Genomic DNA, 25009 nt, shown 5'->3' with positions numbered 1-25009 from the left:
AGAGTACGCGCCACGCGGCGCTCTTCTGTGTCGGCGCCGGGCAATGGGATCAAACGATCTACCACCATACGCACCCTCCCCCACCCATGGCAAACCTCGCCCGAGTGACCCCCGTTACACGGGTCGTCGCACGACTCGTCACATAGGTCCTTGCTGCGGTGACGCGGCCGGTTCCGTACGCATTCCGTACCCCTGCATGTTCGTCGGCATCGCGCCCGCCCGCACCTCGGGCGCGGACGACGCCGGCGGCGGGTCGGTCGGCTCGCTCGGCGGTGGTGTGTCACTCACTGGCGGCGGCTCCGACGGCGACGGCTGTGGCTGCGGCTGCGACGGCTGCGCGGAAGGGGAAGCTCCGCCTTGCGTCGGCCCGGGCCCTCCGGGCGGCCGCGGCCGCTGGTGGCCGGGGCCCGCGCTGGGGCCCGCCGTACCGCTCGGGCTGGGCGAGGCCCCCTTGCCCTCCGCGCCCCCGTCCGGGGCGTCCGAGCCGCCGTGCCCCACACTGGCATGCCGGCCGCCCGGCACCCCCTGCCCGCCGTCGGGCTCGGCCACCGTCCCGCGCCGGTCCGTCGTCGAACGGGGCGCCGGCTTCCCGCCCTCGTCGTCGCTCACGCTTATACAGCCCGCCGAGGCTGCGACCGCCAACGCAGTGGCGATCCAGACAGCCAAACGGCCGGGGGCGGACAACTGGCGCACGGGCGGCACCTCCGGGTCACGGGAGCACAGGTTTCACTGCCCAACTCCCTGTCCCCCACAAGGGTCACGCCCCACGTCGCACAAGGGCGCGCCGCGCGCCACAAGGACCGCGGCACCTACTCCGTAAACCCCCGCGCCAACTCCGCGCCCAGGAACACCGATCCGAGCCCCACCAGCAACGACGCGCCCACATTCGCCGCCGCCAGGAACCTCCAGCCGCGCTCGGCCAGCCGCAGCGTCTCGTACGAGAACGTCGAGTACGTCGTGAGCGCCCCGCACAGGCCCGTACCGAGCAGCGCGTACGTCGCCGAGGACACCGCCGCCCCCGACAGCACGCCCAGCACCAGGCTCCCCGCCGCGTTGACCACGAAGGTCCCCCAGGGGAACACCGAGTCGTGCCGCGCCTGCACCGCACGGTCCGTCAGATACCGCAGCGGCGCACCGACCGCCGCACCCATCGCCACCAGCAGCCAGTTCATCGCGCTGCCTCCCGGGTCAGGACCGCCCTGGTCGCCGAAGCCCCCAGCCACACCGCGCCCATCGCGCCGGCGACAGTCCCGGCCGCGTACATCAGCGCGGTGATCGCCTCCGTACGCTCCAGCAGATCGGTGAAGTCCAGTGCGTACGTCGAGAAGGTCGTGAACCCGCCGAGCACGCCCACGCCGAGGAACGGCCGCACCAGCGGATGCGCGGGCCTGCCACCTCGGCCGCCCTCGCTGACCAGCACCATCAGCACTCCGATCAGCCCGCAGCCCAGCACATTGACCCAGAGGGTCGCCCACGGGAACCCGCCGTCGGCCACGGGCCACATCCGCGATGCCGCATACCGCGCCAGGGACCCGGCCACACCCCCCAGCGAGATCACCGCGAGGACCGGCCACTTGTGACGGCCCGCGGTCTCCGCGCGCTGCGCGGGCACATGCAGATCGACGTCCGGATCGATCGCCTCCGGCACGCCGGGGCCGCTCACCCGTACCCCAGCTCGTGCAGCCGCTCGTCGTCGATCCCGAAGTGGTGAGCGATCTCGTGCACCACCGTGATCTCGGTCTCCTCGACCACGTCCTCACGGGTCTCGCACATCCGCAGCGTCGGCCCGCGGTAGATCGTGATCCGGTCCGGCAGTACGCCCGCGTACCACTCGCCGCGGTCGGTCAGCGGAGTCCCCTCGTAGAGCCCGAGCAGCTCGGGGTCGTCGGTGGCGGGCTCGTCCTCGACGAACACCGCGACGTTGTCCATCAGCCGCGTCAGCTCCGGCGGGATCCTGTCCAGGGCCTCGGCGACCAGTTCCTCGAACTCCTCGCGCGTCATCTCCAGCACGTGGCCATTGTCACGTACGGCGCCCGGCCGGTCGCCCCGGCATGGCTGCCCGCCCGGGTGGGCATACGGGACCAATGGCCCGCCAAGCCCCGGAACCGAACCGATCGATACGAGCCGCGCTCACCCGGCTCCGGCGCCACTACAGCTCGCGCCGCACCGGCCCCACCAGCATCCTTGTCCACAGCCCGCATCCCTGGGTCCGTGCGCTGGGCCTCACCGCCGTGGTCCTTCTGGGCGCCTGGCTCGGCCTGCTGATCGTCGGCAGCGTCCGTGCGCCGGTCGGCCCGATGGACACCAGCATGACCCTGCGCCCCTCCCTGGCCGGCGGCACGAAGATCAACGTCTCCCCGCTCGGCGCCCTGGAGTTCGACTCCCATGTGGCGCCGATCCGCCTCGACGTCGACGTCGACCGGCTCGACCCGGCCCGCTCCGAGGCCCTGGTCCAGCATCCCGAACGCATCTCCGGGCTCCAGGACGAGATCGCCCTCGATGTGGCGGACGGCACCACCGAGCTGGCCGTACGCTCCTGCGTCGCCGTCGTCTCCGGCGCGACCGCACTCGGCCTCGCCGTCTACCGCCGCCCGCGCCGGGCACTCGCCGCCGGCGGTCTGGCGCTCGCTCTCCTCGCGGCCTCCGGCATCTCCGCCTACGCCACCTGGAACCCGAAGTCAGTCCTGGAGCCGAAGTTCTCCGGACTGCTCTCCAGCGCCCCGTCGGTCGTCGGCAACGCGCGCTCCATCGTCACCGAATTCGACGTCTACCAGCAGGAGTTGGCGCGTCTGGTCACCAATGTGACCAAGCTGTACGACGCGACATCGACGCTCCCCACGTACCAGCCGGACCCGAGCACGATGCGGGTGCTGCACGTCTCCGACATTCACCTCAACCCGGCGGCGTGGCACATCATCGGCTCGCTCGTGGAGCAGTACGGAATCGACGTGATCATCGACTCCGGCGACACGATGGACCACGGCACCGCCGCCGAGAACGGCTTCCTCGACCCGATCCCCGACCTCGGCGCGCCCTACATCTGGGTGCGCGGCAACCACGACTCCCGCACCACGCAGGCGTATATCTCGCGCATGAAGAACGTGCATGTGCTCGACGACGGCCGGGCGGTCACGGTGTCGGGGCTGCGCATCGCGGGCTTCGGCGACCCCCAGTTCACCCCCGACCGCTCGGTCGTCGCCCAGGGCGACCCGGCCGAACGCATGACGGGCATCCGCTTCGCCTCGGCCCTGCGCGACCAGGCCCGCGCGCACACGCCCGTCGACATCGCCGTCACCCACAATCCGGTCGCGGCCCGTGAGACCGACGGTGAGGTCCCGCTGGTCCTGGCGGGTCATGTCCACCACCGCGAGACGGAGGTGCTCGATCTCGGCACCCGTCTGAAGATCGAGGGCTCGACGGGCGGCGGAGGCCTGCGCGCGGTCCAGAACCAGAAGCCGGAGAAGGTGCGTGCGTCGGTCCTGTATCTGGACCGTGCGACGAGGCGGCTGCAGGCGTGGGACGAGATCACGCTGGGCGGCCTGGGCCTGACGACGGCCGAGGTCAGCCGCCATCTGCCGGAGGAGAACCACCCGGGCGCCACGCCGTCCCCGAGCCCGGGTTCCCCCACCTCCTCCCCCTCCCCCACTGCGTTGTCCTGGGGGGCGACCTCCAGACCCCAGTAAACCGTTTTGGCGATAGCTCCCCGCATCCCATATGCTTCTCACGTCCCCGACGCGCTGCGAAGCGCCCAGGTGGGCCCTTAGCCCTCATCGTCTAGTGGCCCAGGACGCCGCCCTTTCAAGGCGGTAGCACGGGTTCGAATCCCGTTGGGGGCACGCAAACCGTGTGCGAGACTTGTGCTCGCACATTGCTTGGTCCTGTGGAGCAGTTTGGAGTGCTCGCCACCCTGTCAAGGTGGAGGCCGCGGGTTCAAATCCCGTCAGGACCGCTGCGGCTCGCGAGAGCCGCGTGGCTGGGTAGCTCAGTTGGTACGAGCGATCGCCTGAAAAGCGATAGGTCGCCGGTTCGACCCCGGCCCCAGCCACCACCCGAAAGCCCCGGCCCCCCTCGCGGACCGGGGCTTTCGTCGTACCCGGGCCGAGCAGCCCGGGCCGAGCAGCCCGATGGGCCCGTCCGGTCGGCCGGGGGCGTATGGGCGTATTCGTCTTACTGTCGAAGTTTTTCGCAAGTTGCTTCGGAAGTGGACGGATCTGGTCCACACCGCACCGCTCAGGGGCTAAATGCGTTCGCCAGTGCTTTCCCGGGGGTGCGATCCTGGGGTCCGTATGTCTACTTCCTTCGCAGACCTTCAGACCCTGCTGGCCGGGGCGTCACTGCGCGACGCCCACCGGCTCGGCCGCCGTCTCGAAGGCGCCCGCCGCATCCGTAAGCCCGAGGCTCGGCAGGCCGTGCTGGACGAGATCGCCGCCGAGGCCGAGCACTCCGCCGCCCGCACGGCCACGCGCGCCACCCGGGTGCCGGAGATCACGTACCCCGAGCAGCTGCCCGTCAGCCAGAAGCGGGACGAGATTCTTGAGGCGATACGGGACCACCAGGTCGTGATCGTCGCGGGCGAGACCGGCTCGGGCAAGACGACCCAGATCCCGAAGATCGCTCTGGAGCTCGGCCGGGGCGTACGCGGCATGATCGGCCATACGCAGCCGCGCAGGATCGCCGCCCGCACCGTCGCCGAACGGGTCGCGGAAGAGCTGCGGACCCCCCTGGGCGAGGCCGTCGGCTGGAAGGTCCGCTTCACCGACCAGGTGAGCAACGACACCTTCGTCAAGCTGATGACGGACGGCATCCTGCTCGCCGAGATCCAGACGGACCGCGAGCTGCGCGCGTACGACACGATCATCATCGACGAGGCCCACGAGCGGTCCCTCAACATCGACTTCCTGCTCGGCTATCTCGCCCAGCTGCTGCCCAAGCGCCCCGATCTCAAGGTGATCATCACCTCCGCGACGATCGACCCGGAGCGCTTCTCCCGGCACTTCGGCGACGCCCCGATCGTCGAGGTCAGCGGCCGTACGTACCCCGTAGAGGTCCGCTACCGTCCGCTCCTCGAAGAGGACGGCGAGGAGTCCGACCGCGACCAGATCACTGCGATCTGCGACGCCGTCGAGGAGCTCCAGGCCGAGGGCAAGGGCGACGTCCTGGTCTTCCTCTCCGGCGAGCGCGAGATCCGCGACACCGCGGACGCGCTCAACAAGAAGCAGTACAGATTCACCGAGGTACTGCCGCTGTACGCGCGGCTCTCGCACGCCGAACAGCACCGTGTCTTCCAGCCCCACACGGGCCGCAGGATCGTCCTGGCCACCAATGTCGCCGAGACCTCGCTGACCGTCCCCGGCATCAAGTACGTGATCGACCCGGGCACCGCCCGTATCTCCCGCTACAGCCACCGCACCAAGGTGCAGCGACTCCCCATCGAGCGGATCAGCCGGGCCAGCGCCAACCAGCGCAAGGGCCGCTGCGGCCGTACGTCGGACGGCATCTGCATCCGGCTGTACGACGAGGACGACTTCCTGTCCCGCCCCGAGTTCACGGACGCCGAGATCCTGCGGACGAACCTGGCCTCCGTCATCCTTCAGATGACCGCGGCCGGCCTCGGCGACATCGAGAAGTTCCCCTTCCTCGACCCGCCGGACCACCGCAACATCCGCGACGGCGTTCAGCTGCTGCAGGAACTGGGCGCGTTCGACCCGGCGCAGAAGGACCCCAGGAAGAAGCTCACCCAGCTCGGCCGCAAGCTCTCGCAGCTGCCGGTCGACCCGCGGCTGGCCCGGATGGTCATCGAGGCCGACAAGAACGGCTGTGTACGCGAGGTCATGGTGATCGCGGCCGCGCTCTCCATCCAGGACCCGCGCGAGCGGCCCGCCGACAAGCAGACGCAGGCCGACCAGCAGCACGCCCGCTTCAAGGACGAGACCTCCGACTTCCTCGCCTATCTCAACCTCTGGCGGTACATCCGCGAGCAGCAGAAGGAGCGCGGCTCCTCCAGCTTCCGCCGGATGTGCAAGCAGGAGTATCTGAACTTCCTGCGCATCCGCGAGTGGCAGGACATCTATGCGCAGCTGCGTACGGTCGCCAAGCAGATGGGCATGCATCTCGAGGAGTCCGCGGCGGAGGCGGCTGCTCCCGAGCAGTCCGTACACACCTCGCTGCTGGCCGGTCTGCTCTCGCACATCGGCCTCAAGGACACCGACAAGAACGAGTATCTGGGCGCGCGTGGCGCCAAGTTCGCGGTCTTCCCCGGCTCGGCGCTCTTCAAGAAACCCCCGCGCTTCATCATGTCGGCGGAGCTGGTCGAGACGTCCCGGCTGTGGGCCCGCGTCAACGCCAAGGTCGAGCCCGAGTGGATCGAGCCGCTCGCCGGGCATCTGATCAAGCGCACCTACAGCGAGCCGCACTGGGAGAAGGACCAGGCGGCGGTGATGGCCTACGAGCGGGTCACGCTGTACGGCGTGCCGATCGTCGCCCAGCGCAAGGTGAACTACGGGCGCATCGACCCGGAGACCTCACGCGATCTCTTCATCCGCAACGCGCTGGTCGAGGGTGACTGGCGTACACACCACAAGTTCTTCGCGGACAACCGCAAACTCCTCACCGAGGTCGAGGAGTTGGAGCACCGCGCCCGCCGCCGCGGCATCCTGGTGGACGACGAGACGCTCTTCGACTTCTACGACCAGCGCGTTCCCGAGCATGTGGTGTCCGGCGCGCACTTCGACTCCTGGTGGAAGCACAAGCGCAAGGACTCGCCGGAACTTCTCGACTTCGAGCGCGAGATGCTCATCAACGAGAAGGCCGGGTCGGTCACCAAGGACGACTATCCGGACTCCTGGCGTCAGGGCGCGCTGAAGTTCCGTGTGACGTACCAGTTCGAGCCGGGCGCGGACGCGGACGGCGTGACCGTGCACATTCCGTTGCAGGTGCTGAACCAGGTCACCCCGGAGGGCTTCGACTGGCAGATCCCGGGTCTGCGCGAGGACGTGGTGATGGAGCTGATCCGCTCCCTCCCCAAGCCGATCCGACGGCACTACGTCCCGGCCCCGAACTACGCGAAGGCGTTCCTGGAGCGGGCGGTGCCCCTCCAGGAGCCGCTGCCCACCACGCTCGCCCGTGAGCTGCAGCGGATGGTCGGCGTCCCGGTCACGGCGGACGACTTCGATCTGAGCCGGGTCCCGGACCATCTCAAGATCACGTTCCGGATCGTGGACGAGCGCCGTAAGAAGCTCGCCGAGGGCAAGGACCTGGAGCCGCTGAAGCTCCGGCTGAAGCCGAAGGCACGGCAGGCGCTGTCCAAGGCCGCGGCGGCGACCGCGGGGCCTTCGGGCGAGTCCATCGAGCGCACGGGCCTGAAGGACTGGACGATCGGCACGCTGTCGCGCGTCTTCGAGACCCGGCGCGCCGGCCAGCCGGTCAAGGCGTACCCGGCGCTGGTCGACGACGGCGAGAGCGTCTCCGTACGCCTCTTCGACACCGAGGCCGAGCAGCAGCAGGCGATGTGGCGGGGCACCCGGCGGCTGATCCTGCTCAACATTCCGGTGAATCCAGCCAAGTTCGCCTCGGACAAGCTGACCAACCAGCAGAAGCTGGCGCTGTCCCGCAATCCGCACGGCTCGATCCAGGCACTCTTCGCCGACTGCGCGATGGCCGCGACGGACAAGCTGATCGCCGACCACGGCGGGCCCGTGTGGGACGAGGAGTCGTTCCGCAAGCTGTACGACAAGGTCCGGGCGGACCTCGTGGACGCGACCGTACGGACGGTGGACCAGGTCCAGCAGATCCTGGCCGCGTGGCAGGCGTGCGAGCGCCGTCTGAAGGCCACGAACAGCCTGACGCTGGTCAAGAACGTCCAGGATGTACGGGAGCAGCTGGCGGCCCTGATGCCGGCGGGCTTCGTCACCGCGACCGGTCTTCGCCGGCTGCCCGACCTGATGCGCTACCTGGTCGCCGTCGACCGCCGGCTGCAGCAGATGCCGACGGGTGTCCAGCGCGACACGACGCGCATGGAGAAGGTCCACGAGATGCAGGACGAATACGCCTGGCTGCTGGAGCAGCTGCCGCAGGGCCGCCCGGTTCCGCAGGAGGTCCTGGACATCCGCTGGATGATCGAGGAGCTGCGGGTGAGCTACTTCGCGCATGCGCTGGGCACGGCGCAGCCGGTCTCCGACAAGCGCATCGTGAAGGCGATCGACGCGGCGGCGCCGTGACCGGCGGGGCGGCTTGAATCGGGTTCGACCGCACGCCCTGACCTGCTGTACAGTCTCTCTCGCAGCCAACGCACATGAGGGCTGCGAAACCTGGTCCTGTGGAGCAGTTTGGAGTGCTCGCCACCCTGTCAAGGTGGAGGCCGCGGGTTCAAATCCCGTCAGGACCGCAGTGATGACGAAGGCCCGCATCCAGCAGTGGATGCGGGCCTTCGCCGTGCGCTGCCCAGGGCAGCGCCCCTTCCCGAACTGAGTGCGGGCCCCCAGAGCCCCCGTACGCCCTTCGGGCGTGTCCTCGGCGGAGCTCCGGCTCACGTGGCCCACCCGTCACACCCGCCGCACCCGTCGCCCCGCCGTCTTGACGGCGTCATCTGCCACCGGTACCCAATCCATAAGGGACGGCACACACCGGAGGTGACGTGCATGGCGGCGTCCGCAGCGAGGCAGCACGAGACCAAGGCGCTTCTGCGCGCCCATCTGAAGGCCGCATCCGGCTCTCGCCACCTCACGCCGCACTGCCCCATCTGCCATCGCCTCCAGCGGCTCGCCATGGAACCTTCCGCGAGCACCCCGCAGCCCGAGGACCGGGGCCCCTCCTCTGACTGAGCGGGCCCTGCATTGGCAAGAGTTGTGCAGTGTGACGGGTGTCACCGAATCCGTTTCCGGAACCGGGGAACTTACCCCCTTCCTACAACCAACCAATTTAATATGTGCAATTGCACCACCTGCTGAGCACCTCCCCGGGCAACCACACGCCCCTCTTCCCCACCCATCCAGACGCATCCCCACCCATCCCCGGGCACAAAGAAAAATCGCGCTGGACCCGGCGGAGTCCAGCGCGATCAATGACGAAGTGTCCGTTGGGGCAGACGCCCGTCATGTGGAGCTATAGGCGGGCTTGCCGGGATAGGGGTCCCGAAAATGCCCGATCAGTGGGATGTTCAGGCCTCGCTACGCTGCTGCGGAATACCCGCAAGCAGTGCGCGGACCTCTGCCTCGCGGTACCGACGATGTCCACCGAGCGTGCGGATGGACGTGAGCTTGCCTGCCTTGGCCCAGCGGGTGACCGTCTTCGGGTCCACGCGGAACATCGTGGCAACCTCAGCCGGGGTCAGCAGCGGCTCGGCATCAGGGGTGCGAGCGGTCATGAGCGGCCTCCTCGGGAGAACCGAACCTTCTCGGTTCTTTCCTCTAAATTCTGCACCTTGACCCGCGTTGCCCGAAATGGCGGACGCGGGTCGAGTCGGTTATAGGACGAACGGCTTGTCCTCGGCACTACAACTACACCATCCGTCCAGCCACGTCGGCCAAACCGATGGAATTGCCCTCTGAGGTGTCCATCAACGGCGGAAGTCCGATGGACCATGCCATAGCGGACAGTCACGCCACAGTGACGATCAGTCACAGAGCGATCAGGAGTCACCAGACCCCCCACAGTGCGCAATGCCGAGAATTCCGACCATAGTTGGACGGAAGGAGCCTTCTCCGGGCTCCTTGTCCTATTTTGACACGAGGGTAGGTGATGGGCGCAAGGGCCAGGTAAGTGCCGTCCGTCACGCTTGAGACAAAGGCCCGGTACGGGACCTACGTCCCGGCCCGAGGGAGTCAATGATGCTCAATGATGGCCAAAAACGCTCAGTTGGCGAACTGAAGGGCCCTCACAGCGCGCCATCGATCCACCAGACGGGCGTACGACTCGCCCGCCCCCTCGCCGTCCCCGGCCCGCAGCGCCGCGATCCCCGCGGCCAGATCCGCCGCCGAGTGATCCTCGTCGAGCTGCGCTCCGGTCAGCGCGTGCACCAGGCCGCCGTAGTCCAGCTCGACCAGGGAACGGGGATGGAAATCTTCCAGCCACCGCCCCACATCCACCAGGCCCTCGGTCAGCGGGCCCTCGTCGATCGTCTCCCGCAGCGTCTTCAGCGCCCGCGCCACCCGGCGCCTGGCCTGCACCATGGGCGTCCGGTAGCGCAGGCGCGGGGCAGCCGTCCCGGCCGGCTCGTACTCACGCTCGTCGTCCGAGAAGAGCACGAACCAGCGCACCGGCACCTGCCAGACCGCCGTCCTGATCCACGGCCGGGCGTCGGGGTTGCGCTCGCGCCACTGCTCGTAGTCCGCGGCCGCCTGCCCGCGCACCACCGGCGGCAGCACCGCGTCCAGCAGCGGCCCCGGCAGCTGCTCGGTGAGCTCCTCCAGTGCCAGCCAGCCACGCAGCCGGGTCCGCCACGGGCAGACGCACACCACCCCGTCCACCTCCGTCACAAAGGCGTCGCCGCTCTCGTGGACCGGCACGGGGACCGGCGGGGTCGGCAGCAAGTCGGCCAGCGACCGACGCAGTTCGTCCTGCGCGGTGGGTGTGCGCTCCCGGCGGGCATAGCGGGCCCAGTGGCCCCGTTCGGGCTCGGGAAAGGCCGCCAGCGGCTCGTACACCCGCAGGTAGGCCGCGTACGGGACGAGGACCGAGGACAGCGCTGGCATGCCGCGAATCCTTCCACGCCGGTACTCCGCCAGGGGGTGATCCTCGGCACTGCGTCGGATCTACGCTCGCGTAGGACTTACCCTCATCCCCAACTGGGCCTTCCCCACCCGCAGGAGGCCCTTCATCCGCCGCTTCGTACTTGGGAGTCACCACCGTGACCGATCTGACCGACGGCGTCCTGCACACCCTGTTCCGATCCGACCAGGGCGGCCACGAGCAAGTCGTGCTGTGCCAGGACCGCGCCTCCGGCCTGAAAGCCGTCATCGCCATCCACTCGACCGCCCTGGGCCCGGCCCTCGGCGGCACCCGCTTCTACCCGTACGCCACCGAGGAAGAGGCCGTCGCGGACGCGCTGAACCTCTCCCGGGGAATGTCGTACAAGAACGCCATGGCCGGACTCGATCACGGCGGCGGCAAGGCCGTGATCATCGGTGATCCCGAGCGGATCAAGACGGACGAGCTGCTGCTCGCCTACGGCCGCTTCGTGGACTCCCTCGGTGGTCGCTATGTGACGGCCTGCGACGTCGGTACGTACGTCGCCGACATGGACGTCGTGGCCCGCGAGACGCGCTGGGCCACCGGTCGCTCCCCCGAGAACGGCGGCGCCGGCGACTCGTCCGTACTGACCGCCTACGGCGTCTTCCAGGGCATGCGGGCCTCCGCCCAGCACCTGTGGGGCGACCCGACGCTGCGCGGCCGCAAGGTCGGCATCGCCGGGGTCGGCAAGGTCGGCCGCCACCTGGTCGAGCATCTGCTGCAGGACGGCGCCGAGGTCGTGATCACGGATGTGCGGGAGGAGTCCGTACGCCTGATTCTCGACAAGCACCCGCAGGTCACAGCGGTCGCGGACACCGCCGCCCTGATCCGTACGGCGGGTCTGGACGTCTACGCCCCGTGTGCGCTCGGCGGCGCGCTGAACGACGACTCCGTGCCCGCGCTCACCGCCAAGGTGGTCTGCGGCGCGGCCAACAACCAGCTCGCGCACCCGGGTGTCGAGAAGGACCTCGCGGACCGCGGGATCTGCTACGCCCCCGACTATGTGGTCAACGCCGGCGGAGTGATCCAGGTCGCCGACGAGCTGCACGGCTTCGACTTCGACCGCTGCAAGGCGAAGGCGGCGAAGATCTTCGACACCACGCTGGGGATATTCGCGCGTGCGAAGGAAGACGGCATTCCGCCGGCCGCCGCGGCGGACCGGATCGCCGAGCAGCGCATGGCGGAGGCCCGCCGGCGCTGATCCTCGCCGGGCCCGGCCCGCCGACCTGGGAGACAAGACTCACCCCGGTCGGCGGGTCGACTGCCAAGAAGAGGTTAAAATCGCAGTTGACCAGCGAGGACAGGGCTCCTCGCGGGTTCTGCGAAGTGGCGCGTCATGCGGGCGGCGTACCGTATGGCCGCGGAAGCAGGTACCGTTGAAGCCCTACGGACCGGTCTCTCCACGGAGAGCCCGTTCCGAATCATGAACGCGTGTCAAGACTCTGGGGCCGTCGAGCCCCGTCACCGAGGGGGTCGAGCCATGGGGCGCGGCCGGGCCAAGGCCAAGCAGACAAAGGTCGCCCGCCAGCTGAAGTACAACAGCGGCGGGACTGACCTGTCGCGTCTGGCCAACGAGCTGGGCGCTTCGACTTCGAGTCAGCCTCCGAACGGCGAGCCGTTCGAGGACGACGACGAGGAAGACGACCCGTACGCACAGTACGCGGACCTGTACAACGACGACGATGACGAGGACGACGAGTCCGGTCCGTCGTCACAGCGCCGCGGCGCTTGACGTTGCACTGACACACCGACCCGGTCCGGGGCTGCCCCCGGACCGGGTTCTGTGCTGTTCAGCCGACGGCCGCTCTCACTGTGCGTACGTACCCGTCAGGGTCGCGCCGGTCGCGTGGTCACCGCGCTCGGTGATCTCTCCGGCGACCCATGCGTCGACACCACGGTCCGCGAGCGTGGTCAGCGCCGCGTCCACCGACTCCTCGGGGACGACGGCGATCATGCCCACGCCCATGTTGAGGGTCTTCTCCAGCTCCAGGCCCTCGACCTGACCGGCCTTGCCGACGAGGTCGAAGACCGGGCCCGGGGTCCACGTCGAGCGGTCCACGACCGCGTGCAGCTCGTCCGGAACGACCCGGGCGAGGTTGTTGGCGAGACCGCCGCCGGTGATGTGGCTGAAGGCGTGCACCTCGGTGGTCCGGGTGAGCGCCAGGCAGTCCAGCGAGTAGATCTTGGTGGGCTCGAGCAGCTCCTCGCCCAGCGTCCGGCCGAACTCCTCGACCTGCTGGTCGAGGGACATGTTCGCCCGGTCGAACAGGACATGGCGGACCAGCGAGTACCCGTTGGAGTGAAGGCCGGAGGACGCCATGGCGATGACCGCGTCACCCGTACGGATACGATCCGCGCCCAGCAGGCGGTCGGCCTCGACCACGCCCGTACCGGCACCGGCGACATCGAAGTCGTCCTCGCCCAGCAGCCCGGGGTGCTCGGCGGTCTCGCCGCCGACCAGCGCGCAGCCGGCCAGGACGCAGCCCTCGGCGATGCCCTTGACGATGGCGGCGACCCGCTCGGGGTGCACCTTGCCGACGCAGATGTAGTCGGTCATGAAGAGCGGTTCGGCGCCGCAGACGACCAGGTCGTCGACGACCATGCCGACGAGGTCGTGGCCGATCGTGTCGTACACGCCCATCCTGCGGGCGAGGTCGACCTTGGTGCCGACGCCGTCGGTGGCGGAGGCGAGCAGCGGGCGCTCGTACCGCTTGAGGGCCGAGGCGTCGAAGAGGCCGGCGAAGCCGCCGAGGCCGCCGAGGACCTCGGGGCGCCGGGTCTTCTTCACCCACTCCTTCATCAGCTCGACGGCGCGGTCGCCCGCTTCGATGTCGACGCCCGCGGCTGCGTAGCTGGCACCAGTGCCCGCGTGCGGAGCATGCTCAAAAGACTCAGCGGACATGCGAGAACTTTCGTGTCGTTACTGCAGGGGATTACGGGCGACGGAGCGCGTCGGCGGCGTCGGCGCCGCCCGCCAGCTCGGTCTCCAGGAGCTGCTTGCCGAGCAGCTCGGGGTCGGGAAGCTCCATCGGGTACTCGCCGTCGAAGCAGGCGCGGCAGAGGTTCGGCTTGGCGATGGTGGTCGCCTCGATCATGCCGTCGAGGGAGATGTACGAGAGCGAGTCCGCGCCCAGCGAGGTGCCGATCTCTTCGATCGTCATGCCGTTGGCGATCAGTTCGGCGCGGGTCGCGAAATCTATGCCGAAGAAGCAGGGCCACTTGACCGGCGGGGACGAGATCCGGATGTGGACCTCGGCGGCGCCCGCCTCGCGGAGCATCTTGACCAGGGCGCGCTGGGTGTTGCCGCGGACGATCGAGTCGTCCACGACGACCAGGCGCTTGCCCCGGATGACTTCCTTGAGGGGGTTCAGCTTCAGGCGGATGCCGAGCTGGCGGATCGTCTGGGACGGCTGGATGAAGGTGCGGCCGACGTAGGCGTTCTTCACCAGGCCGGAGCCGTAGGGGATTCCGCTCGCCTCGGCGTAGCCGATGGCGGCGGGGGTGCCGGACTCCGGCGTCGCTATCACCAGATCGGCCTCGACGGGGGCTTCCTTGGCGAGCCTGCGGCCCATCTCCACGCGGGAGAGATAAACGTTCCGGCCCGCGATGTCGGTGTCGGGGCGCGCCAGATAGACGTACTCGAACACACAGCCCTTGGGCTTCGCTTCTGCGAAGCGGGAGGTGCGGATGCCGTTCTCGTCGATGGCGATGAGCTCGCCGGGCTCAATCTCGCGGACATAGCTGGCGCCGCAGATGTCGAGGGCGGCGGACTCGCTCGCGACGACCCAGCCGCGCTCGAGGCGGCCGAGCACCAGAGGGCGGATGCCCTGCGGGTCGCGGGCGGCGTACAGGGTGCCCTCGTCCATGAAGACGAGGGAGAACGCGCCCTTGACGTCCGGGAGCACCTTGGCGGCGGCCGCTTCAATGGTCAGCGGCTTGCCGTCGTCGTCGACCTGGCCCGCGAGGAGGGCCGTGACGAGATCGGTGTCGTTGGTGGCGGCGACCTGGGTGGTCCGGCCGTTCTCCCTGGGGAGTTCCGCGACCATCTCGGCGAGCTGGGCGGTGTTGACCAGGTTTCCGTTGTGGCCGAGCGCGATCGAGCCGTGGGCGGTGGCCCGGAACGTCGGCTGAGCGTTCTCCCACACGGAGGCGCCCGTGGTCGAGTAGCGGGCGTGACCGACCGCGATATGACCCCGGAGGGAGCCGAGGGAGGTCTCGTCGAAGACCTGCGAGACCAGGCCCATGTCCTTGAAGACGAGGATCTGTGAGCCGTTGCTCACCGCGATTCCCGCGGACTCCTGTCCTCGATGTTGGAGGGCGTAGAGCCCGAAGTACGTGAGCTTCGCGACCTCTTCACCCGGAGCCCAGACACCGAAGACGCCGCAAGCGTCCTGGGGGCCTTTCTCACCGGGGAGCAGGTCGTGGTTGAGTCGTCCGTCACCACGTGGCACGGCACCGAGTGTAGGCGAGATCGACCACTGGTCCGAATTGGGGATCCGGACATGACTCGCGCGGTTGCGGCCGGAGGCGGCCTTCGCCCGTGCGGCGGGGCCAGTTGGGGGTCCACTCGGGCGTCCGCATTGCGGGACGATCGTTGACACGTACGCGGCGTATCGGACAGTCTCCTGGCCCATGCAGCCTCTTGGTGACCGGACGGTCACGCTGGTGGAGCGCCGGCACGTTGACCTGGTCCGTGTCGCGAGCGCGATCTGTCGCTGCGTGTAGTTCCTAGCTGACCCCGGTTCGGGGGTCCCTTCGCTTCCGGTTTTGCGGTCCGGTCTGTCCATAGGGCGACCGGTCCGCCCCCGTGTTGCGCATTTCACACTGCCGCTCCCCCTTGGAGCGTGGCGACTCATGTCTGGAGACACCGTGACCTAGTGGCACTGCGGATATCTGGAGCGGACCGACGCCGGGGTGCTCCCGTACCCCGGCTGATCACGTGTCCGGGCTGCTCCCGTACCCGGACTGATCACTTGTCCGGCCCGACCGATTTCGCGGCCGGCGCCGTCGCCGACAGTCCATCGCCGTTCGCCGCGGTGAGGGTCAGGGTGCGGTGCTGCAGCTTGTACGTCACATCGCCCTTGAGGACCTTCAGCAGGTGGCTCTCCAGCATCTGCGCCGTGCCCGCGCACATCATCCGGGTGGTGGCGAGGCGGCCGAAGGTGATCGTGGTGCCGGAGATCTTCGCGGTGCCGGTGAAGTTGTTGCAGCCGAGGTTGCCGCGTACGGAACCGTCCTTGCCGAAGGTCAGGTGCGCGTTCTTCTGCGTGCCCGCGGGCAGCGAGGACGCGGTGTCGCCGGTGACGAGCGAGTTCACGGACCACTTGGTGCCGACCAGCGGGGCCGGCCACTCGCGGGTGAGGGCGATCGAGTCGCCCTTCTCGGTGGTCAGCGTGAGCCGACCGTCGGCGATCTTCGCCTTGAGCTTGCCGGAGAAGGCGGACCGCAGCGCGTCCTCGAAGCCCATGACGCCCTTGTCACAGGCCATCTCGGTCATCACTGCGTCGCCCACGGTGATCGTGTCGCCATTGACCGTGACATCGGCGCCGAAACTGTTGCAGCCGTAGCTGCCCTCGGCGCGGCCCTTGGAGGTGATCTCGACATGCGCCCCGGCCGGGGCCGCGGACTTCTTGCCGTGGACGGTCACGCTGTCGACGGCCCAGTGGATGTCAGTGAGCGGCGGCTCGGCCTTGACCGAGCCGCCTCCGTCGCCGCCGGCACCGGAACCCGATTCCGTGCCACAGGCGGCGAGCGCGAGGAGGGTCAGGGCGGTGACGGGAATGCTCAGCTGCTTTCGCATACCCATGGGACGGGGCTGCTGGGGCTCCGGTTCCCCGCGGTAATCAGCCGAGGATCGGCAGCAGCCCCGACAGGTCCGCCCGTTCCCCGCTCGCGCTGACCTTCGCCGCGTCCACTTCCTCGGCCCATCGCGTGCGTCCCGTGGCGAGCCGGATCCAGGTCAGCGGGTCGGTCTCCACGACATTGGGCGGGGTGCCGCGGGTGTGCCGCGGGCCCTCGACGCACTGCACGACGGCGAAGGGCGGCACCCGCACCTCCGTGGAGGCCCCCGGTGCCTTCACCGCGAGCGCGTCGGCGAGCAGACGGGTGCAGGCGGCGAGCGCCTGCCGGTCGTACGGGATGCCGAGCCCGGTCGCGGCGTTCAGGTCATCGGTGTGAACGATGAGTTCGACGGTGCGGGTGACCAGGTAGTCGCCCAACCGCATCGCTCCGACACGGGTGGTGAGCAGCCGTTCGTCGGAGGCGACGGGCAGCAGTTCGGCGAGCCGGGCGGCGGTTCGCGCGTACAGCTCCTCCGGCTCGGCGCCTGCCGCGAGCTCCTTGGTGTCGTCGGAGATGCCCCCCGCGTGCGCGGCGGTCGCGAACGGCCAGTCCAGCAGCTCGACTTCCTGCTGTGCGGGCGCCGGCTGCTCAAGATTCCGGCTGACCGCCCCGACCGCCATGGCGATGTGCCCGGCCAGATCGCGCACGGTCCAGTCCCCGAGCCGGGTGGGCAGGGCGAGCTGCTCGGGCGTGAGGGCGCCGGCCGCCTGGTGCACCTGCCCGAACTGGGTGAGGACGGCGGCACGGATCTTGGCGGAGTCGTAGCTGCGGGTGCGCTTCTTGGCGGGTGGCATGCGAGGAGACTAACGACCGGTCAGGACCGGATGGCGTAGTAGCCGGCGCTGCCGGGTCCGCCGAGGTCAGGGAGCCGGCTGCCGCTCGACGGTGAACGCCTCGCCGCCCGGCGGTACGCCGATCCCGCGCCACCTGAAGGGCACGCCCCGGGCCGAGTCCAGGTCCGGGCCGTCCATCAGCTGGAAGTGCACATGCGGTTCGGTGGAGTTGCCGGAGTTGCCGCAGCGGGCGATCTCCTGCCCGGCCCGCACCTTGTCCCCCGCGCGGACGGTGAGCGAACCGCGCTGGAGATGGGCGTACATGGCGTAGGTGCCGTCGCCGAGGTCGAGAACGATGTGGTTGCCCGTGACCCAGCCCGCGCCGCCCATGTCACGGATGGGCGCTTCGACCAGCATCAGACAGAACAGCGCGGGCAGGGAGTTGCGGCTGAGGTGGTCCCGCCGCCAGTCGGTGGCGTGGACGACGGTGGCGTCGGCGACCGCGATCAGCGGCTCGCCGAAGGCCGGGAAGTCCCGGTTGCGGCGTACGAGGGGCCACAGCGAGCGGAAGGCGGGCCGCCCGCCCTCCTCCGGCTCCGCCACGAGATCGATCGCGTACGTCTGACCGTAGGCGTGCGTGCCATGGCTCGGGACCTTGTCGGCGGGGCTGTTGAGTGCGGACCAGCGGCCGGTCACCGGCACTCCGACCTCCACCGGCGGCCGCGGGTCGGCACCTTGTTCGGCCGCGGTGCTACGGCCCAGCGCGACGACGATGCCGCACGAGAGCACCAGCGGCAGGAACACCCACCACCAGCTGAACGGGTAGTCGACGAAGAACTGGCCGGCCACCAGGGCGACGAAGGCCAGCTGAAGGCCCCGGTAAGAGATCATCGCGAGCTTGCGGGCGGACATGGTTCCCCCTTGGTTCGTACGGCGGTTGTTCGCACGGCGGTTTGTTCATTCGGCGGCTCGTGCGGCGGTTCACGCGGCGGACAGGACCACCAGCAGCGGCACCACCCGGCCGCCCGGCACCTCGTAACGGCCCCGCCCGGCGGTGTGCAGCCACCCGGCGGCGGTCAGTTGGCGCAGATGGTGGTAGATCTGCCCGGTCGTGCCGAGTCCTTCGAGCTCGGCCAGTTCGGCCGCGGTGCGCCGGCCGCCGAGGATCTCGCGCAGCAGCCGGAGCCGTACCGCATGACCGAGCGCGGCGAAGGAGTCGGCCGCCTCGGACCAGTCGGCGTCGAGGAGTTCCTCGGTGAGCGTGCCGTACTGCCACTCGTACTGCTCCTGCGTCGGCAGCCGCACGGCACCGGTGAACAGCACACCGCCCGCCTCCGCCCCGACGAGCTGCGACTTGAGCCCTTCGAGCGCCCAGAAGTCGCCGCCGCCCAGCCGCGGGACATCGCGGTCTCCGCTCTCCAGCGCCGCCATGCGTCTCTCCAGCTCGGCGACGCGCTCCTCCAGCTCCATGACTGAGAGATTACGTAGTTACGTAATCTCATGCAAGGGGGAACGGAAAAGCCCCCGCCCGGAGAATCCGGACGGGGGCCCGCAGAGCAGTGTGGCGTCAGACCAGCAGAGCCGGAATGGTCTCCTCGTGAGCCGTGCGCAGCTCGCTCAGCGCGATGCTGAACTCGCCCTGCACATCCACCTCGTCACCGTCCACGACCCCGATACGGGTGACGGGCAGACCCCGCGCCCCGCACATGTCGTTGAAGCGGAGCTCCTCACTGCGCGGCACCGAGACGACCGCGCGCCCCGCCGACTCGCTGAACAGGAAGGTGAAGGCGTCCAGACCGTCCGGCACGACCAGCCGGGCGCCCGCACCGCCGCGCAGACACGACTCGACGACCGCCTGGATCAGCCCGCCGTCCGACAGGTCGTGCGCCGCGTCGATCATGCCGTCGCGGGACGCCGAGATCAGGATCTCGCCGAGCAGCTTCTCGCGGTCCAGGTCCACGGCCGGCGGCAGTCCGCCGAGGTGGTCGTGGATCACCTGGGACCAGGCCGAACCGCCGAACTCCTCACGCGTGTCGCCGAGGAGGTAGAGCAGCTGCCCTTCCTCGCGGAAGGCGATCGGGGTACGGCGGTTGACGTCGTCGATCACACCGAGGACCGCCACGACGGGCGTCGGGTGGATCGCGACCTCACCGGTCTGGTTGTAGAGCGAGACATTGCCACCCGTGACCGGGGTGCCGAGCTGCAGACAGCCGTCCGCGAGACCGCGCGTGGCCTCCGCGAACTGCCACATCACGGCCGGGTCCTCGGGCGAGCCGAAGTTCAGGCAGTCCGAGATGGCCAGCGGCCTGGCGCCGGATGCGGCGACATTGCGGTACGCCTCCGCCAGCGCGAGCTGCGCGCCCGTGTACGGGTCGAGCTTCGCGTACCGGCCGTTGCCGTCGGTTGCCATGGCCACGCCCAGGTTCGACTCCGCGTCGATCCGGACCATGCCCGCGTCCTCGGGCTGGGCCAGCACGGTGTTGCCCTGCACGAAACGGTCGTACTGGTCGGTGATCCACGCCTTCGACGCCTGGTTCGGCGATGCGACCAGCTTCAGGACCTGCTCGCGCAGCTCCTCGGACGTCGCGGGCCGGGGCAGCTTGTTCGCGTCGTCGGCCTGGAGCGCGTCCTGCCACTCGGGACGGGCGTACGGACGGTGGTACGTCGGGCCCTCGTGGGCCACCGAACGCGGCGGCACATCCACGATCTGATCCCCGTGCCAGAAGATCTCCAGCCGCTCGCCTTCGGTCACCTCACCGATGACGGTGGCGATGACGTCCCACTTCTCGCAGATCTCCATGAACCGGTCGACCTTGTCCGGCTCGACGATCGCGCACATGCGCTCCTGCGACTCGCTCATGAGGATCTCCTCGGGCGAGAGGGTCGCATCACGCAGCGGGACGGTGTCGAGCTCGACACGCATACCGCCGGAACCGGCGGAGGCCAGCTCGGAGGTCGCGCAGGACAGACCCGCGCCACCGAGGTCCTGGATGCCCGCGACCAGCTTCTCCTTGAAGATCTCGAGCGTGCACTCGATGAGGAGCTTCTCCTGGAAGGGGTCACCGACCTGGACGGCGGGACGCTTGGCCGGGCCGGTGCTCTCGAAGGTCTCCGAGGCAAGGATGGAGACACCGCCGATGCCGTCGCCGCCCGTGCGGGCGCCGTACAGAATGACCTTGTTGCCGGGGCCGGACGCCTGCGCGAGGTGGATGTCCTCGTGCTTCATCACGCCGATGCAGCCCGCGTTGACCAGCGGATTGCCCTGGTAGCACGCGTCGAAGACGACCTCACCGCCGATGTTCGGCAGGCCGAGGCAGTTGCCGTAGCCGCCGACGCCAGCGACGACGCCCGGCAGGACGCGCTTGGTGTCGGGGTGGTCGGCGGCGCCGAAGCGCAGCGGGTCGACGACCGCGACCGGACGGGCGCCCATGGCGAGGATGTCGCGGACGATGCCGCCGACGCCGGTGGCCGCGCCCTGGTAGGGCTCGATGTAGCTCGGGTGGTTGTGCGACTCGACCTTGAAGGTGACCGCGTAGCCCTGGCCGACGTCGACGACGCCCGCGTTCTCGCCGATGCCGACGAGCATGGCGTCGTTCTCGGGAACCTTCTCGCCGAACTGCTTCAGATGGACCTTGCTGCTCTTGTACGAACAGTGCTCGGACCACATGACGGAGTACATGGCGAGCTCGGCGCCGGTGGGACGGCGGCCGAGGATCTCGCGGATGCGCTCGTACTCGTCCTGCTTGAGGCCGAGTTCCTTCCAGGGCTGCGCGACGTCCGGGGTCCCGGCCGCGTGCTTGACAGTGTCGAGGGTCACGCTCGGTCGCTCCTTCGCGCGATGTGGTTCTGAAGTCGCGGGCTGGGGCGCTCAGTCGCTCCCTCGGCTGCTCCGGCATCCAGGCTCATGCGTTGACCAGCTTCTTGAGGATCGAGGTGAAGAAACCGAGGCCGTCGGTGCGGCCGGTGCCGATCAGCGGCTCGACGGCGTGCTCCGGGTGCGGCATCAGACCGACGACATTGCCGGCGGCGTTGGTGATGCCCGCGATGTCACGGAGCGAGCCGTTCGGATTGCCGTCGAGATAGCGGAAGGCGACCCGGCCCTCGGCCTCGAGCTCGTCGAGGACGCGCTCGGCGGCGACGTAACGGCCGTCGATGTTCTTGAGCGGTACGGAGATCTCCTGGCCCTTGCCGTAATCGACGGTCCAGGCGGTCTCCGCGTTCTCCACCCGCAGCTTCTGGTCACGGCAGATGAAGTGGAGGTGGTTGTTGCGGAGCATTGCGCCCGGCAGCAGATGCGACTCGGTGAGGATCTGGAAGCCGTTGCAGATACCGAGAACCGGCAGTCCCGCCCTGGCCTGGTCGATGATCGTCTCCATCACCGGCGAGAACCGGGAGATGGCTCCGGCGCGCAGATAGTCGCCGTAGGAGAAACCTCCGGCGAGGACGACGGCGTCGACCTGCTTGAGGTCCTTGTCGCGGTGCCAGAGCGAAACAGGCTCGGCACCGGCGAGACGGACGGCGCGCAGGCTGTCCTTGTCGTCGAGCGTGCCGGGGAACGTGACGACTCCGATACGAGAAGTCACGACTCCACCTTTACGACGAAGTCCTCGATGACGGTGTTGGCGAGGAACGTTTCGGCCATCTCATGGATGCGGGCGAGGGCGGCGTCGTCGACCGGCCCCTCCACCTCCAGCTCGAAGCGCTTTCCCTGACGTACGTCCGCGATCCCGTCGAATCCGAGGCGGGGCAGTGCGCGCTGCACCGCCTGTCCCTGCGGGTCGAGGATCTCGGGCTTGAGCATGACGTCGACTACGACGCGTGCCACGGGCACTCCCGGTGGTGTGTTGCGAGGGCGGTTCCCTCAGCGTACCCGCCCGAAAAATCTACGCGAGTAGATATCAAGAGAACGTCCGGGGGAACGGACGGCGGAACACCCGGGGAAAATCCTGCAAAAAATCTCGCCCGCCATTGCATCTGACACGCGCATGTAATTGGCTGGGCTTCACAATGCGCGGTCCCTCGCTGTACAAAGGAATACAGAGGAAAGCTGCATTGCCCCTCACCCGCCGGAAAACCGGTATCGCCGCGCGTGGGAACCCCATGCCAGAACCGGTGATACCGCAGGAAAGGACCGATATCCGTGGCTCAGCGAGTAGTGGTCACGCTCTCCGACGACATCGACGGCGGAGATGCGGCGGAAACGGTCGCGTTCGCGCTGGACGGGAAGTCGTACGAGATCGACCTCAATCCCTCCAATGCAAAGAAACTGCGCAAGGCCCTGGCTCCGTACATGGCCGCAGGCCGAAAGCAGACAAACGCCAGGAAGCGCGACAAGTCCCGCATCACCTACCGGCACACCTCGCTCGAGCCCGCCCCGGCGGCCGTACGGGCCTGGGCGCAGTCCAACAAGATGGACGTGCCGGCTCGCGGCCGGATCCCCAAGGCGGTCTACGAGGCGTTCCGCGAAGCCAGTTGAGGGGTTCGGGCGCCAACGAGTTGCACTGCACCCCCGCCGATCGGCTAGAGTCTGCAGCACGCCGAGGGGCGAGGTCACAAGGCCCGACCCCACGCAGCGTGCGGGTGTAGTTCAGTAGCAGAACATCCCCCTTCCAGGGGGAAGGCGCAGTGTGCAATTCCTGTCACCCGCTCTCATCGTTTTACCGGCCACGGATGTGGATCAGGTAGAGTGGTGTACGCACCGCCAGTGAGAGCTGAGCGGCAGCAATGCGGACGTGGCTCAGTTGGTAGAGCATCACCTTGCCAAGGTGAGGGTCGCGAGTTCGAATCTCGTCGTCCGCTCAGAGTGAAGGCCCCGGTCTAATCGACCGGGGCCTTCGTCGTATCCGGGCGGCCCGGGCCCGATGACATTTGTCATGGGCAGTGGTGACAGCGCGCACTGCCCATTGCTCCCGCCCGGCGGAAGCCTTGAGCCATGACCACAGATCAGTACGTCATCGAGGCGGAGGGGCTGCGCCGGACCTACGCGGGCGGCTTCGAAGCTGTGACCGGGATCTCCTTCTCCGTGGCGCGCGGCGAGATCTTCGCCCTGCTCGGGACCAACGGCGCGGGCAAGACCTCGACGGTCGAGCTGCTCGAAGGCCTCGCCGCCCCCGACAGCGGGACCGTGCGCGTCTTCGGCCACGACCCGTATCGCGAGCGCGCCGCCGTCCGGCCGCGGACGGGCGTGATGCTCCAGGAGGGCGGCTTCCCTTCCGACCTGACGGCCGCCGAGACCGCCCGGATGTGGGCGGGCTGCACCAGCGGGGCCCGGCCCATCGGTGAGGCGCTGGGGCTGGTGGGGCTCGAACGGCGCGCCGGCGTGCGGGTCAAACAGCTGTCGGGCGGCGAGCGGCGGCGCCTGGATCTCGCGCTGGCCCTGCTCGGGCGGCCGGAGGTGCTCTTCCTCGACGAGCCGACGACCGGCCTTGACGCGGAAGGGCGCCGCGACACGTGGAAGTTGGTGCGGACGCTGCGGGAGGGCGGCACCACCGTGCTGCTGACGACGCACTACCTGGAGGAGGCCGAGTCGCTGGCCGACCGGCTTGCGATCATGCACCGGGGGCGGATCGTGACCGCGGGAAGCCCGGCCGAGGTGACGGCTGCCCGGCCGTCCCGCATCCGGTTCGTACTGCCCGAGGGGGTGGCCGCGGGACGGCTGCCGCTCTCGCTGCGAGCCGCCGCGGACGGCCGGCGGATCGAGATCCGTACGCACCGGTTGCAGCAGGCGCTCGAAGAACTGCTGCGGTGGGCGCGGGAGTCGGACGTACGGCTCGACGGGCTGGATGCCCGCACCGCCTCGCTCGAAGAGGCCTTCCTCGAGATCGCGCGGGGCGCGGCGCAGGACATCGCGCAGGGCAGCGCACAGACGGAAACGGCAGGTGTGTGACATGACCGCGACGGCCGGACGGCTGACCGCTCTCGGGCGGGCCGAACTGACTCTTCTGCTGCGGAACCGGACCGCACTCGCCGTGGCGCTGGTGATGCCCGTGGCAACGGTCGCGGTGATCAAGTCATCACTGGAGCAGATCGATCCCGACAAGGCCGGCATGAGCCTCGCGGAGGCGGCGATGACGGGCGGGATCGGGATCGTGCTGATCCTCGTCGTCCATCTCAACCTCGTCTCGGCGTATGTGGCGCGGCGCGAGGAGCTGGTTCTCAAGCGGCTGCGCACGGGGGAGGTGCCGGACCGCGAGATCCTCGCCGGGACGGCGCTGCCCGCTGCCGGTCTCGCGCTCGCGCAGTGCGTGCTGATCGTGGTGGCCGGCGTCGCCTTCCTGGGTGTGGGGGCGCCGAAGCGGCCCGAACTGCTCGTCCTGGGTGTGCTGCTGGGGATGGTGCTGCTGGCCGCGCTGGCGGCCGCCACGTCCGCGGTGACCCGGACCGTGGAGAGCGCTCAGCTCACCTCGCTGCCGATGCTCCTGATCTCCTATGCGGGCTCCGGCCTGTTCATACCGCTGGAAGTGCTGCCGCAGGACCTCGCGTCGGCGTGCAGGCTGCTGCCGGTGACCGGGGTGATGACGCTCGTACGGGCCGGCTGGCTGGGCGGCGCCGACGCCCATGACGTGGTCGGGGCCGCGGTGACGGCTCTGGCCTGGACCGCACTCTCGGTGTTTGCTGTGCAGCGGTGGTTCCGCTGGGAGCCCCGCCGCTGACTTCGGGAGTCTCTGTGC

24 protein-coding genes and 6 tRNA genes are annotated in these 25009 nt (G+C 69.1%); 15 read left to right on the top strand and 15 right to left on the bottom strand.

Going from position 1 to position 25009, the window contains the following annotated elements:
- Positions 1–138: 138 nt before the first annotated feature.
- From ACQEVG_RS00815 to ACQEVG_RS00800, 4 genes are all read right to left on the bottom strand, one after another.
- Positions 139–288: a hypothetical protein gene (locus tag ACQEVG_RS00815; RefSeq protein WP_432975417.1), complete on the bottom strand. Its 150-nt coding sequence runs from the start codon at positions 286–288 to the stop codon at positions 139–141.
- A 521-nt stretch (positions 289–809) separates the two neighbouring features.
- Positions 810–1172 carry a fluoride efflux transporter FluC gene (locus tag ACQEVG_RS00810; protein WP_432975415.1) on the bottom strand — a complete coding sequence of 121 codons (363 nt, stop codon included), beginning with the start codon at positions 1170–1172 and terminating at the stop codon, positions 810–812.
- Positions 1169–1663, bottom strand: a complete 495-nt coding sequence (gene crcB / locus ACQEVG_RS00805) for a fluoride efflux transporter CrcB (RefSeq protein WP_432975412.1) — start codon at positions 1661–1663, stop codon at positions 1169–1171. The genes ACQEVG_RS00810 and crcB overlap by 4 nt, the downstream gene beginning before the upstream one ends.
- Positions 1660–2010 carry a metallopeptidase family protein gene (locus ACQEVG_RS00800; protein ID WP_432975409.1) on the bottom strand — a complete coding sequence of 117 codons (351 nt, stop codon included), beginning with the start codon at positions 2008–2010 and terminating at the stop codon, positions 1660–1662. The genes crcB and ACQEVG_RS00800 overlap by 4 nt, the downstream gene beginning before the upstream one ends.
- A 74-nt stretch (positions 2011–2084) precedes the next feature.
- On the opposite strand from ACQEVG_RS00800, the gene ACQEVG_RS00795 reads away from it, so the two are divergent.
- From ACQEVG_RS00795 to ACQEVG_RS00765, 7 genes are all read left to right on the top strand, one after another.
- Positions 2085–3683, top strand: coding sequence for a metallophosphoesterase family protein (locus ACQEVG_RS00795; protein WP_432975406.1), 1599 nt, complete (start codon positions 2085–2087; stop codon positions 3681–3683).
- A gap of 80 nt (positions 3684–3763) precedes the next feature.
- Positions 3764–3836, top strand: a tRNA-Glu gene (locus ACQEVG_RS00790).
- Between the two features lie 38 nt (positions 3837–3874).
- Positions 3875–3949: transfer RNA gene (locus ACQEVG_RS00785), tRNA-Asp, on the top strand.
- A 22-nt stretch (positions 3950–3971) separates the two neighbouring features.
- Positions 3972–4048: transfer RNA gene (locus ACQEVG_RS00780), tRNA-Phe, on the top strand.
- A 238-nt stretch (positions 4049–4286) separates the two neighbouring features.
- The gene (gene hrpA, locus ACQEVG_RS00775; protein WP_432975403.1) at positions 4287–8216 is read left to right on the top strand and encodes an ATP-dependent RNA helicase HrpA; all 3930 of its coding nucleotides are present in this window, start codon (positions 4287–4289) and stop codon (positions 8214–8216) included.
- A gap of 92 nt (positions 8217–8308) precedes the next feature.
- A tRNA-Asp gene (locus ACQEVG_RS00770) sits at positions 8309–8383 on the top strand.
- Between the two features lie 253 nt (positions 8384–8636).
- Positions 8637–8819, top strand: coding sequence for a DUF6274 family protein (locus ACQEVG_RS00765; RefSeq protein WP_432975400.1), 183 nt, complete (start codon positions 8637–8639; stop codon positions 8817–8819).
- 335 nt (positions 8820–9154) lie between these two features.
- On the opposite strand, the gene bldC is transcribed toward ACQEVG_RS00765, so the two are convergent.
- Both bldC and ACQEVG_RS00755 read right to left on the bottom strand, forming a co-directional pair.
- A complete protein-coding gene (gene bldC, locus ACQEVG_RS00760) occupies positions 9155–9361 on the bottom strand; it encodes a developmental transcriptional regulator BldC (protein WP_003949541.1) in 207 nt (68 codons plus the stop codon).
- A 487-nt stretch (positions 9362–9848) separates the two neighbouring features.
- Positions 9849–10688 carry a hypothetical protein gene (locus tag ACQEVG_RS00755; RefSeq protein WP_432975397.1) on the bottom strand — a complete coding sequence of 280 codons (840 nt, stop codon included), beginning with the start codon at positions 10686–10688 and terminating at the stop codon, positions 9849–9851.
- A gap of 155 nt (positions 10689–10843) precedes the next feature.
- On the opposite strand from ACQEVG_RS00755, the gene ACQEVG_RS00750 reads away from it, so the two are divergent.
- Both ACQEVG_RS00750 and ACQEVG_RS00745 read left to right on the top strand, forming a co-directional pair.
- The gene (locus ACQEVG_RS00750) at positions 10844–11926 is read left to right on the top strand and encodes a Leu/Phe/Val dehydrogenase (protein WP_432975394.1); all 1083 of its coding nucleotides are present in this window, start codon (positions 10844–10846) and stop codon (positions 11924–11926) included.
- 279 nt (positions 11927–12205) lie between these two features.
- A complete protein-coding gene (locus ACQEVG_RS00745; RefSeq protein ID WP_360873139.1) occupies positions 12206–12457 on the top strand; it encodes a DUF3073 domain-containing protein in 252 nt (83 codons plus the stop codon).
- Between the two features lie 75 nt (positions 12458–12532).
- Here the strand turns inward: ACQEVG_RS00745 and purM are convergent, their stop codons facing one another.
- Positions 12533–13627, bottom strand: a complete 1095-nt coding sequence (gene purM / locus ACQEVG_RS00740) for a phosphoribosylformylglycinamidine cyclo-ligase (protein WP_432975390.1) — start codon at positions 13625–13627, stop codon at positions 12533–12535.
- Between the two features lie 31 nt (positions 13628–13658).
- Positions 13659–15176: an amidophosphoribosyltransferase gene (gene purF / locus ACQEVG_RS00735; protein WP_432975387.1), complete on the bottom strand. Its 1518-nt coding sequence runs from the start codon at positions 15174–15176 to the stop codon at positions 13659–13661.
- Positions 15177–15357: 181 nt separating this feature from the next.
- Between purF and ACQEVG_RS00730 the strand changes: the two genes are divergently transcribed.
- A complete protein-coding gene (locus ACQEVG_RS00730) occupies positions 15358–15450 on the top strand; it encodes a putative leader peptide (RefSeq protein WP_432975384.1) in 93 nt (30 codons plus the stop codon).
- Positions 15451–15694: 244 nt separating this feature from the next.
- Here ACQEVG_RS00730 and ACQEVG_RS00725 read toward each other — a convergent pair whose 3' ends face one another.
- The 7 genes from ACQEVG_RS00725 to purS all read right to left on the bottom strand — a co-directional run bounded on the left by ACQEVG_RS00725 (position 15695) and on the right by purS (position 22164).
- Positions 15695–16525 carry an META domain-containing protein gene (locus ACQEVG_RS00725; RefSeq protein ID WP_432984914.1) on the bottom strand — a complete coding sequence of 277 codons (831 nt, stop codon included), beginning with the start codon at positions 16523–16525 and terminating at the stop codon, positions 15695–15697.
- A 43-nt stretch (positions 16526–16568) separates the two neighbouring features.
- On the bottom strand, positions 16569–17360 hold the full coding sequence (locus ACQEVG_RS00720) for a sterol carrier family protein (RefSeq protein ID WP_432975381.1): 792 nt from the start codon (positions 17358–17360) through the stop codon (positions 16569–16571).
- 66 nt (positions 17361–17426) lie between these two features.
- Positions 17427–18251, bottom strand: coding sequence for a M23 family metallopeptidase (locus ACQEVG_RS00715; protein ID WP_432975378.1), 825 nt, complete (start codon positions 18249–18251; stop codon positions 17427–17429).
- Positions 18252–18320: 69 nt separating this feature from the next.
- Complete coding sequence (locus ACQEVG_RS00710) at positions 18321–18809, bottom strand: ArsR/SmtB family transcription factor (RefSeq protein ID WP_432975375.1); 489 nt, start codon at positions 18807–18809, stop codon at positions 18321–18323.
- Positions 18810–18906: 97 nt separating this feature from the next.
- Entirely contained in the window at positions 18907–21156 is a 2250-nt protein-coding gene (gene purL / locus ACQEVG_RS00705) for a phosphoribosylformylglycinamidine synthase subunit PurL (RefSeq protein WP_432975372.1), read from the bottom strand.
- Positions 21157–21241: 85 nt separating this feature from the next.
- Complete coding sequence (purQ, locus tag ACQEVG_RS00700) at positions 21242–21922, bottom strand: phosphoribosylformylglycinamidine synthase subunit PurQ (protein WP_432975369.1); 681 nt, start codon at positions 21920–21922, stop codon at positions 21242–21244.
- Complete coding sequence (purS, locus tag ACQEVG_RS00695) at positions 21919–22164, bottom strand: phosphoribosylformylglycinamidine synthase subunit PurS (RefSeq protein WP_215092426.1); 246 nt, start codon at positions 22162–22164, stop codon at positions 21919–21921. The genes purQ and purS overlap by 4 nt, the downstream gene beginning before the upstream one ends.
- 315 nt (positions 22165–22479) lie before the next feature.
- On the opposite strand from purS, the gene ACQEVG_RS00690 reads away from it, so the two are divergent.
- The 5 genes from ACQEVG_RS00690 (at position 22480) to ACQEVG_RS00670 (ending at position 24991) form a co-directional block, all read left to right on the top strand.
- Positions 22480–22815 (top strand): histone-like nucleoid-structuring protein Lsr2, encoded by a 336-nt coding sequence (locus tag ACQEVG_RS00690; protein ID WP_432975366.1) that lies wholly within the window; start codon positions 22480–22482, stop codon positions 22813–22815.
- A gap of 100 nt (positions 22816–22915) precedes the next feature.
- Positions 22916–22987: transfer RNA gene (locus ACQEVG_RS00685), tRNA-Gly, on the top strand.
- 78 nt (positions 22988–23065) lie between these two features.
- A tRNA-Gly gene (locus ACQEVG_RS00680) sits at positions 23066–23138 on the top strand.
- A 133-nt stretch (positions 23139–23271) separates the two neighbouring features.
- Complete coding sequence (locus tag ACQEVG_RS00675; protein ID WP_432975363.1) at positions 23272–24225, top strand: ABC transporter ATP-binding protein; 954 nt, start codon at positions 23272–23274, stop codon at positions 24223–24225.
- 1 nt (position 24226) lies between these two features.
- Positions 24227–24991 carry an ABC transporter permease gene (locus ACQEVG_RS00670; protein ID WP_432975360.1) on the top strand — a complete coding sequence of 255 codons (765 nt, stop codon included), beginning with the start codon at positions 24227–24229 and terminating at the stop codon, positions 24989–24991.
- Positions 24992–25009: the final 18 nt, after the last annotated feature.

The sequence above is a fragment of the Streptomyces sp. CA-135486 genome (assembly GCF_050936555.1).
Taxonomy (GTDB): domain Bacteria; phylum Actinomycetota; class Actinomycetes; order Streptomycetales; family Streptomycetaceae; genus Streptomyces.
The sequence above is the reverse complement of the archived record's forward strand: the minus strand, read 5'-3'. Positions and strand labels throughout refer to the sequence as shown.

Coding starts and splice junctions, on each gene's coding strand:
- ACQEVG_RS00810 (WP_432975415.1), bottom strand. CDS start 1,172: ATGAACTGGCTGCTGGTGGCGATGGGTGCGGCGGTCGGTGCGCCGCTG.
- ACQEVG_RS00795 (WP_432975406.1), top strand. CDS start 2,085: ATGGCCCGCCAAGCCCCGGAACCGAACCGATCGATACGAGCCGCGCTC.
- hrpA (WP_432975403.1), top strand. CDS start 4,287: ATGTCTACTTCCTTCGCAGACCTTCAGACCCTGCTGGCCGGGGCGTCA.
- ACQEVG_RS00765 (WP_432975400.1), top strand. CDS start 8,637: ATGGCGGCGTCCGCAGCGAGGCAGCACGAGACCAAGGCGCTTCTGCGC.
- bldC (WP_003949541.1), bottom strand. CDS start 9,361: ATGACCGCTCGCACCCCTGATGCCGAGCCGCTGCTGACCCCGGCTGAG.
- ACQEVG_RS00755 (WP_432975397.1), bottom strand. CDS start 10,688: ATGCCAGCGCTGTCCTCGGTCCTCGTCCCGTACGCGGCCTACCTGCGG.
- ACQEVG_RS00745 (WP_360873139.1), top strand. CDS start 12,206: ATGGGGCGCGGCCGGGCCAAGGCCAAGCAGACAAAGGTCGCCCGCCAG.
- purM (WP_432975390.1), bottom strand. CDS start 13,627: ATGTCCGCTGAGTCTTTTGAGCATGCTCCGCACGCGGGCACTGGTGCC.
- ACQEVG_RS00730 (WP_432975384.1), top strand. CDS start 15,358: ATGCAGCCTCTTGGTGACCGGACGGTCACGCTGGTGGAGCGCCGGCAC.
- ACQEVG_RS00725 (WP_432984914.1), bottom strand. CDS start 16,525: ATGCGAAAGCAGCTGAGCATTCCCGTCACCGCCCTGACCCTCCTCGCG.
- ACQEVG_RS00720 (WP_432975381.1), bottom strand. CDS start 17,360: ATGCCACCCGCCAAGAAGCGCACCCGCAGCTACGACTCCGCCAAGATC.
- ACQEVG_RS00715 (WP_432975378.1), bottom strand. CDS start 18,251: ATGTCCGCCCGCAAGCTCGCGATGATCTCTTACCGGGGCCTTCAGCTG.
- ACQEVG_RS00710 (WP_432975375.1), bottom strand. CDS start 18,809: ATGGAGCTGGAGGAGCGCGTCGCCGAGCTGGAGAGACGCATGGCGGCG.
- ACQEVG_RS00675 (WP_432975363.1), top strand. CDS start 23,272: ATGACCACAGATCAGTACGTCATCGAGGCGGAGGGGCTGCGCCGGACC.
- ACQEVG_RS00670 (WP_432975360.1), top strand. CDS start 24,227: ATGACCGCGACGGCCGGACGGCTGACCGCTCTCGGGCGGGCCGAACTG.